10 protein-coding genes are annotated in these 15,064 nt (G+C 53.2%); 3 read left to right on the top strand and 7 right to left on the bottom strand.

Annotated elements, in window-relative coordinates; genetic code table 11:
• Positions 1-78: 78 nt before the first annotated feature.
• The 5 genes from A3841_RS10195 to A3841_RS10175 all read right to left on the bottom strand — a co-directional run bounded on the left by A3841_RS10195 (position 79) and on the right by A3841_RS10175 (position 7,323).
• Positions 79-3,543, bottom strand: a complete 3,465-nt coding sequence (locus A3841_RS10195) for an acetate and sugar kinases/Hsc70/actin family protein (protein WP_073852212.1) — start codon at positions 3,541-3,543, stop codon at positions 79-81.
• Between the two features lie 154 nt (positions 3,544-3,697).
• Positions 3,698-3,994 carry a GIY-YIG nuclease family protein gene (locus A3841_RS10190; protein WP_073852211.1) on the bottom strand — a complete coding sequence of 99 codons (297 nt, stop codon included), beginning with the start codon at positions 3,992-3,994 and terminating at the stop codon, positions 3,698-3,700.
• Positions 3,995-4,151: 157 nt separating this feature from the next.
• Positions 4,152-5,603 carry a hypothetical protein gene (locus A3841_RS10185; RefSeq protein ID WP_073852210.1) on the bottom strand — a complete coding sequence of 484 codons (1,452 nt, stop codon included), beginning with the start codon at positions 5,601-5,603 and terminating at the stop codon, positions 4,152-4,154.
• 2 nt (positions 5,604-5,605) lie between these two features.
• A complete protein-coding gene (locus tag A3841_RS10180; protein ID WP_083610297.1) occupies positions 5,606-6,019 on the bottom strand; it encodes a hypothetical protein in 414 nt (137 codons plus the stop codon).
• 5 nt (positions 6,020-6,024) lie between these two features.
• A complete protein-coding gene (locus A3841_RS10175; RefSeq protein WP_139307932.1) occupies positions 6,025-7,323 on the bottom strand; it encodes a hypothetical protein in 1,299 nt (432 codons plus the stop codon).
• A gap of 590 nt (positions 7,324-7,913) precedes the next feature.
• Between A3841_RS10175 and A3841_RS10165 the strand changes: the two genes are divergently transcribed.
• The 3 genes from A3841_RS10165 (at position 7,914) to A3841_RS10155 (ending at position 10,869) form a co-directional block, all read left to right on the top strand.
• Positions 7,914-8,762: an AraC family transcriptional regulator gene (locus A3841_RS10165; protein WP_073852207.1), complete on the top strand. Its 849-nt coding sequence runs from the start codon at positions 7,914-7,916 to the stop codon at positions 8,760-8,762.
• Positions 8,763-8,842: 80 nt separating this feature from the next.
• Complete coding sequence (locus A3841_RS10160; protein WP_073852206.1) at positions 8,843-10,186, top strand: amidohydrolase family protein; 1,344 nt, start codon at positions 8,843-8,845, stop codon at positions 10,184-10,186.
• An 11-nt stretch (positions 10,187-10,197) separates the two neighbouring features.
• The gene (locus A3841_RS10155; RefSeq protein ID WP_073852205.1) at positions 10,198-10,869 is read left to right on the top strand and encodes an ankyrin repeat domain-containing protein; all 672 of its coding nucleotides are present in this window, start codon (positions 10,198-10,200) and stop codon (positions 10,867-10,869) included.
• A 130-nt stretch (positions 10,870-10,999) separates the two neighbouring features.
• On the opposite strand, the gene A3841_RS10150 is transcribed toward A3841_RS10155, so the two are convergent.
• Positions 11,000-13,360, bottom strand: a complete 2,361-nt coding sequence (locus A3841_RS10150) for a glycoside hydrolase family 95 protein (protein ID WP_235861350.1) — start codon at positions 13,358-13,360, stop codon at positions 11,000-11,002.
• Positions 13,361-13,580: 220 nt separating this feature from the next.
• The gene (locus tag A3841_RS10145) at positions 13,581-14,999 is read right to left on the bottom strand and encodes an arylsulfatase (RefSeq protein WP_073852203.1); all 1,419 of its coding nucleotides are present in this window, start codon (positions 14,997-14,999) and stop codon (positions 13,581-13,583) included.
• Positions 15,000-15,064 lie beyond the last annotated feature (65 nt).

The following is a 15,064-nucleotide window of genomic DNA, read 5'->3' as shown; positions in this document are numbered from 1 at the left end:
GATTTATATTTGAACCATCCTTCAGATCTCTCCCACCACTCGGGATGCAAAAACTTGTTAAAGGTAGTGGATTATACTTTAGGAAATAGCACTTACCTGCGCCTGCTGCCTATACAGTTCTTTCGACAGCAAGTATAGCGATTGTTTCAGCGGCATGAAGAACATGGTCTCGTGCAGCTGCTCGCGGTCAGTGAGGCCACGCACCGTGTCCTCCAGAATCATGGTATAGCTGTCCTGCAGGTTCACGCGCATAAACTCCAGTACCCGCATCGGGTCCACCTCCACGCCCATCGAGCGCATGAGCGGCGACACGTCCGGATCGTCCAGCAGCAGTTGCAAGCAGTTCATCACGTTATCCATCACTTCCTGGCGCAACTCGCCCGTGATCTGCGTTTTGGTTACCGGCGTCAAAGCGTCTTCGATGTTGGCCGAACCGGTCGGCTTCATGATCGGGATGTTGGTCAGGTCGTTCAGGTCGGTTCCTTCCAGCGCCATCGCGCCGCCGTTGGCCGTTACCTGCTTTGGATTATCGACCAGCACCAGCTTGAAGTTTGCTGGCGGCTCCTGCCCTGTTACCTTCTGGAAGATCGCTTTGGCATAACGCTCCACATTCGAGAGGTTGTTGCCGGCGCTCAGCAGCTTGATGTATAAACTACCCCGGCCGCTGAACGAAATGTAGCGTGGCATTTTCACGTCCAGTTGCTGCACCAGCTGCGCCAGGTGGTACATCAGCGCGCCAAAGTGCAGGTAAAACATCAACCGCAGCTGCCGCGCCTGCAGGAGCTGTGAGCTGTAGTTCAGTTCTTTGTCGTAGCTGAACAAGAGCGAGCTGATGTCGGCGGAATTAAAATCCGGGTTATCCAGCGCCGTTTCCAGGAACTTGCGGTATTCGCGTCCTTCTTCCGTTAGCGGAATGCGCAGCACGTGGTCTACGCCATACTGCAACAGGCCATTGTCTTTGCTCGTCTTCACGGTGGCAAAGCCATCGCCCCACAAATCGTTACCGGCAAAGCGGAACGAGGAGCTGTGCGAAGGCTTGCGATTGGTAAACAACAGCACGTCGGTCGTACCGCCGCCAATGTCCACGTTGATCAGGTTCTCATCCTGGCTGGGCACCACGGCACCGGTTCGGGACAGGAAGTAGAATGGCGCTACAGACTCCGTGATGCAGACCGTATTTCGTCCGTTCTTGAACACGTTATTGTATACCGTATCCCACACATTCTGGAACATGTTGCGCGAATACTCATCAAAGCTCAGCGGCGCAAACCACACGATCTTGGTGCTGGCCACGTTGCCGTTATTCAGCACCACTTTATTCTTGATCAGCAGCATGATCTCCGTGAAGAAGGCTTCGATGCGGCGCTTGCCGGCATTGGTCAGCGTCTCGCTCCACTTCAGGTCGGTGTGGTAGGTCTGCTTGTACTGTTCCTGGTGCGTGCCTTCCGTGTTGATGGAGAAACCGATGTTGATGTTGCCAAAAAGGTTGGTGATCTGGTTCTCAAAATCGATGGACTCGCAAGTTGCCGTACGGGTTGGGAAGTTATACAGTGAGCCTCCGGAGCCGATGATCAAAGGTATAAACTCGCGCTTGAGCAAGGTCTCTACGGCAAACAACCTGCCGAAACCACGCTTGTGGAAGCGCTGGTAATCCGTTAAAGCGGGATCTTCCGAAGGCTTGTTTAGCATCACCAATTGCTGGTCGTTAGCCGTGATGGAGAACTCGCGCGGCGGCTGGTTAGTGCCCGAAGTATAGGCAATGTGTGTATTCGAGGTACCGAAGTCGATGGCAAAAGTGAAGTTATGAATCCCCTGCTGTTTTTCTTCGAACTTCGGTACGATTAGCGCCTTGCCTGTAAAATCCACTCCCTCGTGCCTGAACTCCGCAAAATCGAAGTGCGTGCCGCGGATCTCGTAATAGGTGCTGCCCGCGCTGCTGTTGCTCTTTTTAGTTCTGCGGTGCGCGGTGGCAGAAATGATACCGCCGCCTGCCTCTAGGGGCTTGCCACCCGCAAAGAAACTGAGCGAATGGTTTTTGTTCACCAGCAGCGGATCGATGTCCTCATCCACCAGCATCACTTTGTAGAAGTCGTTGTACTGCACCGCGTCGGTGAACTTGTAGAACGGGAACACGCCCAAACCAATCCTGGATTTGAGGATATGGCCTTTCTCGGGGATCACGTTGCCGTGCGCGTCTTTGGAGTTGAGCGGATTGTCGTAATAGCTGCGCTCGTACACCACATTTCCTTTTTCGGTTGGCACGCGCAGGGTTACGCGCACGTGGTTCACGTCGATGTGGAAGGTCAGGTGATTGGCCAGATCCTCCGGCGAGAAGAAATCAAAGTATAAAGGCGTGATCGGCAAGAGGTAGTTAAAAGATTTCTCCGTTACGCCCGGTTGGTATACCACGGTGCCGCTGTAGAAACGATCCGAGTTTACCTCGTACGGTACCTGCACCAGCGTTTCCTGCAACAGGTCGTTGATCGTTAAGTAGGGATAGTTGAACCCCACGCCCGGCAGCGAACGGTTCTCCAATGGCTTTTCATCCGCATAGCCCACTACGGTATTCACCGGCCAGGCCAGGTTGTTGACATACTTCACATCCGGAGCCAGCCGCAGCTCAGGCTTTAAAACAATGGGCCTTTCGCCAGCAAAGCCGGTATGCGTCGGGCGGATGAACAGATCGCTGCTGGTCACGGCGGTCTGGTCTTTCTTCACCAGGAAGTTGATGTGGCCCACGTGTACCGGGTTCTGCTGGAAATCCACCAGCTGCAGGTACTGCGAGGCAATCGCTCCCTGCCCAACCGCACCTGCCATGTTTATACTTCGCAGCAGGTTCTCGTCCAAGGCATTGTATACGGCCGGGAAAGCCTGGATCATCGCCGGGTTCGACACAAACAGCTTGTGCACATACTCCCTGAAATCCGGCTCCCGGGCCTCCAGCGACACATAGTTATGGTCGAAGTAGGTGCCAATGTTCTGCGCGCGGTTTATACTTAGCGGCTGCACATTCGGCGCTACAAACAGGAAGGTCAGCGGTGAAGTGCCGCCGATGAGCTGCATGTGGCGGTCGCCGCGGCTGTTGGTCGACTCGAAGAAGATCAGGAAAATATCCTCGATCCCCTGGAAGCGGCTGTCGTTCATGAACAACTCCAGCGTGCGGCCCAGCAGATTCGTGTTCGGGTTCGCCTGCATGGTCCCCAGCTGCTGGTGCTTGTTCCAGCGACGGATGATGATCTTGTTGCCAGCCTGCGCGTAGCTCTGATGGTTGTAGAGTAGCTCCCACAGATCCCAGAAATGGGTCACGAACCTGTGATAAATGGTGTTGTTGTTGGAGCCTGCCACGCCACGCTTCACAAAATCGAAAGCAGTTTCGAACAGGTGCATGCGGGCAAACGGCGTCGGGATAGAAGCGTTTATTTTCAGGGCTCTGCCACCGGCGCCATCGGTGATATCTTTTATCTCGGTGCTCGTGATCTGGCTGGTTTTAGCCCAGCCTTCCACGTTAGATCCGGTTTTATGTAGACGAAGTACTTTCGGCATGTTTGTTTCTTTTACTTTAAGTATGATTATAAACCCTCGTTCGCGTCCCGCGAGTGTGAGCTATTTCGCGGACTCTGGCCGCACTTTTAAAATTAATCTGCCCACTCTGATGTCATCCTGAAAGGATCTTGTGGGCAAGAACCAGTAAGCCTTACTATTCCCACACATCCATAAACATCAGTGCAGGATTCTCTTTCTTTATCAGTTGAAGTTTATCTTCTCTACCCATTAACTTAATCTCTTTCTCACGCTCTATAGCATGTTGTACATAAGTATAACGTTCAAAGTATAGAAACTTAAAGCAATAGTAGCGTCCGGCAAATGTTTCCGGCTTTCCCCGGTTTGCTTTGTGCTGTTCTACTCTGGCCTGCAAATCGTTCGTTACACCAGTATAGAGCACTGTTTTACCTGGGTTTGTAATGATGTAAACGAAATAGTTGTGGCTTTTCATAGCTGCAGCTTTCGCTTCTTGCCCACAAGATCCTTACAGGATGACAAAGAGAAAAAAACTTGTTATACTTTAGCTTCTCTTTGCTCTCACGGGTTGCAAATCCAGAAGAGCGAAGAGAAGCTCCTCTTCCTTTTTTAGGAGAGGGCCGGAGAGGTCCCTAACTATACTTCAGCTTCTCCTCCACCAGCGTATTTGTAGCCGTTTCAAAAGCCTTAATGGTGGCCTTGAAAGCGTCGCGGTCGGAGATGGATTCGGAAGCACGGTTTAGCTCTTTTACGAAGGAGCCCTGGTGGATGCCTTTGTTCAGGAACCCTGTTTCGATCTGCTTGTCCGATACCATGCGGTTGAAGTCCATTTCGTTCAAATTCAGCGCAGCAAACGTTCTTTCTTTTCGGCTTAACTCTCGCAGCCAGGCCTGGTACCCAAACTCCGGGTTCGTCAGGAATTTGTTCAGTTCCCGGAAAACCGGCTCGTTGCGAAGCGCGCTCGTTAGGTCCACGCCTTTGGCATAGGCCGCCTGCGAATCGCCTGGCAAGTGCGTAGAGTAATAGCGCTCGAAGTAATGGAAGCGGATCAGCTGCTTGGCAATGCGGTCGCGGGTTTCACTATCCAGATGAGAGAAGTGCACATTGCTTACGTCTTCGCGCAGACCATATTCGTGGAAAGTCTCATTCCCGGAAAGTTCGTCGTCCGAATAATCCATGAAGTCCACAATCGCCAATGCACTCAGTAACTCCACCAAATGCGCGTCGTTTTTCTGGCTGGCGCGGCCCGGGTTGTTTTCCATCGGCTTGTCCGGCGTGTCGCCCATGTAGTAGACCGCATTCACGCCATTCAGGTGGTTCTGGTAGTAGGAAAGCGCGTCTTTTGCCTTCGTGGTGAAGGTGTTGGAGTCAATGAAGTCCGCTTCTACCCCGGCGGCCGGTTGCTCCAGGGAGAAGTATGGCAATACCACCATGGCTCCAGTCAGGGCAGCGTTCAAACTAGCTGCGTTCGGAAGCGAGGTACGCGAATCCTTGAAATTCTTGAGCAGCAGCGGGAAGCCGGCCGCGCCTGTTCCACCAAAGATTGAGCTCACAAAAAAGATCCGGTCGCCTGCCTGGAAGTTGGAAGCAAAAAAGCGCATTTCAGGCGAATCGATGATCTCGTTGAGCACCACGCTGCCCACGTTCGGGCTGCCGCGGAAACCCACGTCCAGGCTGTTGTTCAGGTTCTCCGGCGTAAACAGCAGGTCGATCAGCGCCTGGCTTTCCACATCGAGCTGGTTATAGCCCACATGATCTTTGAACGGCTTGTTGATCCCCCCAAAGTCATACACGAAACTGTCGCGGATCTTGGAAGTGCCATCGCCGGCTATACTTGACAGGGTGCTGATGTCGGTATGGAAGAATCCTTCGTCGCGGCGGCCCAGGGCGTCGTGAATGTGCTTGTAGGTTTTCAGCAATTCCACGGTACGGTTCATGTCGCCGTTCTGCGTGTCGGGATCGATGATGATCGGTACTATTTTATCACAGTTCTGAATTTTGACACCTGCCGCCATCAGCATGACCAGCGAACGGATCACGCGGGAGCCGGTGCCACCAATTCCGAATACAAAAAGCTTTGCCATAGTTATTTTTTGTTAGGCCATTTCATAGGGGTTGTCCATGCCTGCACGGAGCCCCTCTTGAGTAGTATAGAGAAAACGAAGAAAAGGATGAGACTGTATACCACGTTCACAAAAGCGAACATATAAGTATAAGAGTGCGTCTCGATGTCGTTGCCGGTCACCTGCGTGATCGGGATAATGAAAGCGATGATGGCGTTCAGGATCAGGAACATCACCCAGTGCTGGGTTTTATACAGGCCGGTGCTCATCACGCGGTTCAGCACATAGTAATATACAATCACCATGGCCAATGTGATGATAAACAGCATCAGTCCGGTGTTGGGGAACACCACTTCGCGGTAGTCGTTGGTGAAGTTGGCAGGGATAGGGCGCCCCAGCACCATTTCGTAGAGTCCGGAGAAAAAGCTTTGTATCATGGGTGTTAGTCTGCTTTGTTAAATTGTATGGTTGCCTTGAATACGAAATCGCTCTGGTCGCGGTACAGTGCCTGAACGCCGTCTATGATTTTGGTTAACTGGTAAGTCTTTTTCTGGGCCGCGGCCGGGTTATTGTCGTTGTCGGTAGACCAGGCATTGATCCAGGTCGGCGTTACCTGCGGCAACTGCACGGATATGGTACCCGAATTCGCGGTTAGCTCGGGTACGCGCACGCGCACAAAATGACTATACCTGGCCAGGCCCGGCGTGGCTTTTATACTTTCATCCGCGGCCGTAACCGAAACGATACTTGGCCGGCTGCCCGTGCTGCTTACTTTCAGGTTCTTTTTCAGGTAATCTATACTTTGCATGGACAGCGGCAGCCCGCTCAGGTCCAGTCCGATAGTAAACTCCACCGGCTCGTTCTTTTCCGGCTGCAGGTTTATTCCCGTGCACGGATCGGCATTACGGCTGCTGCAGTATACCACGCCTTCAGGTTTGAATTGCTTTTCTTTCAATAAGGCTGAATACGGTATAGCCTCATACTCAAAGCCGAAGTATGCCTGTTGCTTTGGCAGGTTGCGCAGCACTTTATTGGTGACCACCTGTACCTGCTCCTGTGGCCCGATCACCCAGATATAATAGGGTATCTCTTCCCCGTTCAGCGTTCTTCTGACTTCCGGTTTCTTTACAGCCGGGTGATAAGTGCCATAGAAAGGCGATGTATTACCAAGTATAGCTACGGCCAGCCCCTGGTGCTCGGCTTCGCGCAGGCTGCTGCGGATGTCGGCGTCCAGCGAGATAAACTGCCCCTGATCGCTGGGGCCATGTATAAAATCGGAAATAATGATGCTGACTGCCTCCTGATCTATGGATTTCTGCACGATCGCCTGCAGCATGGCTGGAAGCGGCGTTCCGCGCACGTCGTCCTTTATACCACTAACGATATAGTTTTTCATCGTATTGTAGGACACGCTGTCGAGCACCGGATGGCTGCGGGCATCCTCTTTAGCCAGGTAAAAGCCTTTTTCCGCCACATAGCGCCCGTCCTGTACCTCTGAAATCAGCTTTAGCAGGTTATTCTGGAACGTGGTGGCTTCTTTACCGGCAGCGGCGGTGGGCATAAAACCTTTCATCCCGTTGGAGATCTCCAGGTACACGTTCACATCTACTTTAGCGGGTGCAGCGGGGCTTGCTGTTGTAGTTGCCGGAGCTTCGGCTTTTTTTTCCGGTGCCGGGGTAGTGGCGGCGGCTGGCTCTGTTTCTTCGTCACCGGTCTTCTTTTTAAAGCAACCGTTTAACATAAGGGCGCTGCACAGCAGCAGTAGGCAGAATTTACTCTTAAACCTTTTTAGAAGCATGCAATGGTCATTTAGCTTTTGAGCGATACTATTAAAACGTAAATAAAGTTATTCGGTGCAAGGGCAAAGGCACTACGTAGCGGCCAGAGCAAAGTATAAAGTATAGCTTTATAACGATATATACAACAGCTTAGATACATCTGCAGGAAGAATTCATCTGCCGCGTGATCAGCAAAATCCCTGCCCCATTTACCAGAAGTAGTCACAGCGCTGCCAGTAGGGGCATTAATTTACTTCTACCCACAGTTTATTTTACAGCTATTGACCCTATAATGACTGGTCTGAATCAAGGTACACAAATTATACTTCACTTCCGGGTCAGGGCGGATAAGGCTAGCGTGGAACCTGGAAAAAGAAGCGCCGCCCCCTGCTATAGTCTTGCAAAAGAGAGTATAAACTCAAAGAGAAGCCTCGGGATCGTACCGGCCTCCGCCAGGCAACCGCAGCTACTTTACGCGGCCATGTGTAGGTTCGGGCATAAATTTTAGATGTATCGTTTAGAGCGTAGTCTATACTTATTATAACTTACGATTGTGCCCGCAACAGACCACTTTCCTATACTTGGCTTAGAGGAGTTCCAGCCGGTTCTGCAACCGGACTACGGCCTGCAGTACCTGGAAATACAGGGGGAAAGGATCATTGAGAAGCCCCACAAGCATGATTTTTTTATGCTGCTTTTGTTCGAGCAGGGAAGCGGCACACACGCCATCGACTTTGAGGAGTATCCCGTGAAAAGCCACCAGTTACACCTCTTGCTGCCAGGCCAGGTACACCGCTGGAGCCTGGGGAAAAACACGCTGGCCTATCAACTGATGATCAGCCGGCCTGTTTTTGAGACCTTCTCCTCCTCTCTGGAGCTTTCGTTCGCCCTCTATCAAAAGCACCCGGTCATCAGCCTTTCCCCCGACGTCTTTCGGAAGCTGCAATACGAATTCCGGGCCATACGCGACGAGCTAAGTATAAAACCCCTGGACTGGAACATCATCAACTTAAGGAGCCGGCTGATCGCCCAATTGGTAAGCCGCGAGGCAGAAAGCAAGTATGAGATCCTGACCGTGTACCGGGCTGCGCCTGCGTTATGGAAGTACCACAGCCTGGTGGATCTATACTTTAAGGAACAGAAAACGGTCGCTTTTTATGCTGAAAAGCTCCATATCTCGGCTAACTACCTGAACATACTTTGCAAAAAGCATTTGCAGGTGTCCGCCATGTACCTCATTCACAACCGCGTTACGCTGGAGGCCAAGCGCCTCTTGCGCGCCTCCGATATGTCGGTTAAAGAGATCGCCTTCGAACTTGGCTTCAACGACCTGGCGTATTTCTCCAACTTCTTTAAGGGCCAGACCGGCGCCTCTCCACGCTCCTTCCGGGGCCTGTTATAGAATTTACAAGTTTTGGCAGCAATCATGCAGCTACCCGAAGTATATAAGGGAGTAACTTTGTGACTATTAACTTTAGGAACATGGCATCACAACGCATTACACGCAAAGATTTTATCAAAAGCTCCTCCCTGCTGCTTGCCAGCACCAGCATGCTGTCCTGTAGCAGTATACTGGCAGGCGGCCAATCGGAGCATGACGAAAAAAGCAAGTTCGCAGCATCCGGCAATTCCCTTACGTTAAAGAACGTGCGGCTGGAGACAGGCTTTGTGTATGAGGAAGAAGAAGTGGTCGCTACCCAAACCGGCTTGTTCACCCTCGAGATCAGCGAAGGAAGTATAAAAGCTATCCTGCCCAACAATCCAAAGGCCAACGCCATAGACGCCAAAGGCTTGCTGCTGCTTCCTGCCTTTAAGGACATGCACATCCACCTGGACAAAACTTTCTACGGCGGCCCCTGGCAGGCGCGCCGGAAGAAGAATCGGACGGTACAGGATATGATCGCCTACGAGCAGCAGGTGCTCCCGCAAATGCTCAACACCTCTACCGAGCGGGCAGAGAAGCTCATTGAACTTCTGCAGGCGCATGGCAGCAACTTTGCCAGGAGCCATGTCAACATCGAGCCTACTTCCAAACTTGACTCCCTGAAAAACCTGCAGCGGGCGCTCGAGAATAAGAAAGACAGTTTTGCGGCAGAGCTGGTCGCTTTTCCGCAGCACGGCATCCTACGCTCTAAATCGGAGCAGCTGATGCAGGAGGCGGCTACCATGGGAATCGACTTTATCGGCGGGCTGGACCCCGGCGCCATCGATGGCGACATGGAGAAAAGTATGGACTTTGTGGTGCAGCTGGCCCTGGACTCTAACAAGGGCATCGACATACACCTGCATGAAGGGGGTCAGCCCGGCCTGGCCACGGTTCGCTACCTGATTGACCGCGTAAATGAAAACCCTGTTCTGAAAGGCAAAACGTTCATCAGCCATGCCTTTATACTTGCCCAGCTTGAGAAACCCACGCTGGAAGAGGTAGCCGAAAAGCTGGCGCATGCCCAGATCGGTATCATCTCCACCATTCCGCTCGGAAGTATGATCATGCCCATCCCGACGCTTTACAAGTATGGCGTAGACGTACGTACCGGTAACGACTCGATCGTGGACCACTGGAATACGTTTGGTTCTGGCAGCGTTTTGCAGAAAGCCAACCTGATGGCGCAGCTTTATGGCTATTCCACCGAACTGGAACTCTCCCGCTGCCTGAAACTGGCCACGCACAACATCCTGCCATTGGACGACCAAGGCAACCGGCAGTGGCCACAGGTTGGCGACACGGCCGACCTGGTGCTGGTAGATGCCAGCTGCTCGGCAGAGGCCGTTTCCCGTATTTCACCTGTCAAATCGCTGTTCCACAAAGGAAAAATGGTGTATTAATCCCTTCTCATATGCTTACCCTGCTGTTTTTATTTTCTTTTACGCTTTTTGCCTCCTGCCACACAGGCACGCCCATGCAAACGCCTGCAGCCCAGGACGCAGTTATAAATGCCGTCGTGAAAAGAAATCTCAATGTAGTGGCGGCAGCCCTGAAAGAGGGAGCCGACGTGAATGCCACGGATCATCAGAAAAGGTCCCTCCTGCTTTTAGCCACGCACAACAACGACCTGAAAATGGCGCAGCTGCTGGTAGCGCATGGGGCGGACGTAAACCAGCAGGATATGCTGAAAGACAGCCCCTTCCTGTACGCAGGAGCGGCAGGGTATACGGATCTGGTCAAGTTGTTCCTGGAAAATGGCGTCCGCTTTGATGTGTTCAACCGCTACAATGGCAGTGCCCTGATTCCGGCCTGCGAGCGGGGACACCTGGAAGTGGTACGGCTGCTGGCCAACACCAAAGGCTTCCCTGTTGACCACGTGAACCGCCTGGGCTGGACGGCCCTGATGGAAGCCGTTGTATTGGGCGACGGCAGCAAGACCTACGTGCAGGTGGTGCAGACGCTGGTGGATGCCGGCTGCGATGTGAGCATACCCGATAAAGACGGCGTGACAGCCCTGCAGCATGCCCGGAACCGGGGCTATACAAGTATAGCCAGGGTGCTGGAGGCAGTCCCCGGAAAGTAGCCCAGCCCGTACAGTTTAGCCGATCCGGGCATACCGGGCAAAGCACCTGTCAGGGTACCACACTTTCCCCTGAGATTGCTGGCTGTTACAAACACCATTTCAGCAGCTTGTCCGAATTTCCCCTTTCGAACTATAGAAAATTTTTTCCACTGATCTTCACTGATTTTCCAGCTACTATAGGAATGGTTATCTGTTTCCCCTGATAGCTCAGGCTGCACGCGCCGTCCTTATCCGCTTTTATACTTGCCCGGTGCAACTTGCCTTCCTTCCACTGGATATCCAACGTATAGCCGCCCCTGGCCCGCAAGCCTTTGACCTCTCCGGCCTGCCATACTTGGGGCAAAGCAGGTAATAATTCTATGGAACCCGCCTGCGACTGCAGCAGCATTTCGGCCACACCGGCGGTGGCCCCCATGTTACCGTCCAACTGGAAAGGCGGGTGGGCGTCCAGGAGATTGGAGTAGGAACCGGAACCACTGGTAAAAGACTCCCCGGTTGATTTTCCTCCGGCCGGCTTAATCACCATTTTGTAAAGCTTGTGCGCCCGGTCGCCATCCTTCAGGCGTGCCCAGAAATTTATCTTCCAGGCCAGCGACCAACCAGTGCCCTCATCGCCACGCGCCTCCAGGCTCACCTGGGCGGCTTTAGCCAGCTCCGGGGTTTCCAGCGGGGAGATCTGCCGGCCCGGGTGCAAGGCGAACAGGTGGGATACGTGGCGGTGCTTGTTTTCCGGATCGTCTACGTCTTCTTTCCACTCCTGCAGCTGGCCCCAGCTTCCGATCTGCGGCGGCAGGATTTTGTCCCGTACCTGCTGTGCCTGTTGGGCAAATTCCGCATCTGTTCCTAAGACTTTGGCTGCCTGAATACAGTTATTGAGCACATCCCAGGCGATCTGGTGGTCCATGGAAGCGCCGCCCGAAATACCGCCATGCTCCGGCGAATAAGAGGGAGAGGAAACCAGATAGCCGCTGCTGTCGGGGGTAAGGTAGTCGATCCAGAACAGGGCCGCTTCTTTCATCACCGGGTAAGCCTGCTTTTTCAGGTATTCGGCATCCTGGGTATACTCATAGTGCTCCCACAGGTGCTGCGCCAGCCAGCCTGCTCCGCCTGGAAAGAAGCCCCAAGGCACTTCCCAGCCCGGTGCGGTATAGCCGTAGGCGTTGTTCATGGTATTCACGATCCAACCTCGCGTATTGAAAAAGTCTTTGGCGCTTTGCCTGCCGGGCGCCACCAGCGCGGCGGTATAATCCAGCAAGGGCACATGGCACTCAGCAAGGTTGGTTACCTCGGCGGGCCAGTAGAGCATCTGCAGGTTGATATTGGTATGGTAATCGGCGGCCCAGGGCGGGCTGGTGCTGTTGTTCCACTTGCCCTGCAGGTTCATCGGCATGGTGCCGGGACGCGAAGCCGAGATCATCAGGTAGCGGCCGTACTGAAAGTATAGCTCCTCCATTCCCCGGTCCTCTGCTCCCTCAAAATAATGCTGCTGGCGGATGTTGGTTGGCACCTCGATATTCTCGCTTCCTTCTAGCGTGAGGGCTACCCGGTTAAAAAGGGAAGTATAATCGCTGGTGTGTTCTTTCAGCAGCGCATTTATAGGTTGATTCTTCACCGATTCTAACCGCTTAGCCACTATACTTTTGTAATCTGTGCCTTTGTAAGTGGGATACTCCCAGCTGTAGTCCGTGGCAGCGGTATGGATAAGCTGCACCGACTTGGCGCCGCTTACCTGCACGGAGCCGTTTTCATAGGTCACTTTTCCGTCGGTGATGATACGGTAGGCTGTTTCGAACGCCTGCTTGTTGTCATTCACATGCCCTCTGAAAGTATAAATGTCGTTTTCGAAACGCTCCTCATCCTTTGGGTGCGGCGTTTTGTAGGTGATGGTATACTTTTCGGGGCGGCTGGAGGTGAAGTGGTAGACCATTACGCCCTTGGGGTAGTTGCCAAAGTATAGGCGCTTATACTTTGTCTTGCCGATCTGGTAGCTCACGCTGCCGGTGGCAGTGTTCAGGTCCAGCTCGCGGCGGTAGTTTTGCGGGGCTGCCTCGCCATGACCGGGCTTCACGTACAGCTCGCCCATGGTTTGCTGCGCCCCGTAATCGCCCCAACTAGTGCTACCCTCCAGTTTGGCCGGTGCTATGCCCGTCAGGTGCCGCTGTACCAATTGATTCGCCTCTTTGAGCTTGCCTTCCTTGATCAGTTGCCTGATTTCGGGCAGGTACTTCCAGGCTTCCGGCTTGTTGCCATAGTTATACTTAGGGCTCGAGTGTGGGCCGCCCGACCAGAGCGTGCCTTCGGTAAACTGCAGCTGCTCCTCTCCCACGCCACCGAAAAACATCACGCCCATGTAGCCGTTGCCAATCGGCAGGGCTTCCCGCATCCAGTCGGTGGCAGGTTTGTCGTACCACAGTTTCAGTGTTTTGTCTTGCGCTAGGGCCGGCAGCAGCAGCAAGATAAAGTATGACAGCAGGAGAAATGTTCTTTTCAAGGATTTCAGGTGAGGCATGATTTTAAGATTTGCGTTTACAGGTAGTTCCTGGATTAATTTACTCTAACCTATTTTGTCATCCTGAAAGGATCTTGTGGGCAAGCCGCATCAGCTTAACCTCCGGGGGTAGGGGCCCTCTTATATCTACCAAGTTTCTTTCAGAATGACAGTTATTGGCTATACTTCCTATTGGCCCTGTCCATATTATCCTCCAGGAGAATTATTTAATCTGAAAAAGCGGGTTTTCGGCCGGGGTGCGCATTTGCTCCATCAGCTGTTCCAGTTCCTTCACTTTCTCCGGGTTAGCAGCGGCCAGGTTATTTTGCTCTCCGATGTCTGTGCTCAGATTGTAGAGTTCGGTGCGCTCGGGCTGCCCGTTTTTGTAAAAGCGAATGGCTTTCCAGTCGCCCTGGCGCACGGCCTGCTTGAAGCCACCCTCGCCAAACTCCCAGTACAAGGCCTGGTGCTGTGGTTGCTCTTTTTTACCTAATAAATCCGGTACGATGGAAATGCCGTCTATACTTTCAGGCGATGCGCTGCCAGCCAGTTGGGTAAAGGTGGGTAGTAGATCCCAGAAAGCGCCGATGTAATCGCTGGTGCCAGGCTTTATTTTTCCCTCCCAGTAGGCGATGAAAGGAACCCGGATACCGCCCTCGTAAAGATCGCGCTTCACGCCGCGCAATGGGCCGCTGCTCTTATGGGCCTCCATCGCGTCTGCCAGCGTTCGACCGCCCTCAATATGGGTACCATTGTCGCTGGTAAAGATCACCAGGGTGTTTTCCGCGAGCCCTTGCTCTTTGAGCTTTTGCATAATCTGACCCACATAATCATCCATTGCGGTGACCATGGCAGCGTAAGCAGCCTTCGGGTAGGGCTGCGGACCATACCACTGGCCAGGCTTCTGTGCTACTTCCGGCGCAAAAATGCTGCCACCGTCAGCGGTCAGGTAGGGCTGCATATACTTGTCCTGCACTTTCAGCTCGGCGTGTGGCAAAGTATAAGACACATATAAAAAGAAGGGATTTGACTTCTGCTCCTCGATAAAAGCCAGGGCATCCTCCGTAAAAATATCGTTCACGAAACTTCCTTGCGGTACGGGCACCTTGGTACTTGTGCCGTCGGCCAGCCGCCACAACGAGTCGGCCTGCTGCTTGTGCCCCTCCAGGTGGTGCAGGTGGCCGGTGAAGAAATCCCAGCCCTGCTGTTCCGGCACGCCCGTGGTACCCTCCAGCCCCAGTCCCCATTTGCCCACCATGCCGGTCGTGTAGCCGCTCTCTTTCAGGAGTTTCGGAAGCGCTATATCGGTGGCGCGCATGGGCACTTCGCCGTTACCCCGGATGTAGCCGTGCCCCGTGTGCTGCCCCGTCATAAGCGCAGCACGGGAGGGAGCGCAAACGGTGGAGCCAGCATAAAATTGGGTATACCGCCTTCCCTGCTCCGCCATTTTATCCAGGTTGGGCGTTTTGATTTTGGTCTGTCCGTAGGGGCCGATATCGCCATAACCCAGGTCATCGGCCAATATAAACACGATGTTCGGCTTGGCGGCAGTTATTGTGCCCTCTGTTTCAGGCGCTGCAGAGCGGCAGGAGAATCCGATCAGGGCTAACAGTATAAAAAGGTTGGTCGTGGATATTTTCATCAGGTATGAAAAAGTATAAGATACATCACATCTCAGGCGGCACAGGAGCGCAACAAGAGGGATGA

This window comes from Pontibacter flavimaris (assembly GCF_001907195.1).
GTDB classification, from domain to species: domain Bacteria; phylum Bacteroidota; class Bacteroidia; order Cytophagales; family Hymenobacteraceae; genus Pontibacter; species Pontibacter flavimaris.
The sequence above is the reverse complement of the archived record's forward strand: the minus strand, read 5'-3'. Positions and strand labels throughout refer to the sequence as shown.

Excerpts from the sequence above, each read along its gene's own strand:
- A3841_RS10195 (WP_073852212.1), bottom strand. The coding sequence starts at position 3,543 with ATGCCGAAAGTACTTCGTCTACATAAAACCGGATCTAACGTGGAAGGC.
- A3841_RS10190 (WP_073852211.1), bottom strand. The coding sequence starts at position 3,994 with ATGAAAAGCCACAACTATTTCGTTTACATCATTACAAACCCAGGTAAA.
- A3841_RS10185 (WP_073852210.1), bottom strand. The coding sequence starts at position 5,603 with ATGGCAAAGCTTTTTGTATTCGGAATTGGTGGCACCGGCTCCCGCGTG.
- A3841_RS10180 (WP_083610297.1), bottom strand. The coding sequence starts at position 6,019 with ATGATACAAAGCTTTTTCTCCGGACTCTACGAAATGGTGCTGGGGCGC.
- A3841_RS10175 (WP_139307932.1), bottom strand. The coding sequence starts at position 7,323 with ATGTTAAACGGTTGCTTTAAAAAGAAGACCGGTGACGAAGAAACAGAG.
- A3841_RS10160 (WP_073852206.1), top strand. The coding sequence starts at position 8,843 with ATGGCATCACAACGCATTACACGCAAAGATTTTATCAAAAGCTCCTCC.
- A3841_RS10155 (WP_073852205.1), top strand. The coding sequence starts at position 10,198 with ATGCTTACCCTGCTGTTTTTATTTTCTTTTACGCTTTTTGCCTCCTGC.
- A3841_RS10145 (WP_073852203.1), bottom strand. The coding sequence starts at position 14,999 with ATGAAAATATCCACGACCAACCTTTTTATACTGTTAGCCCTGATCGGA.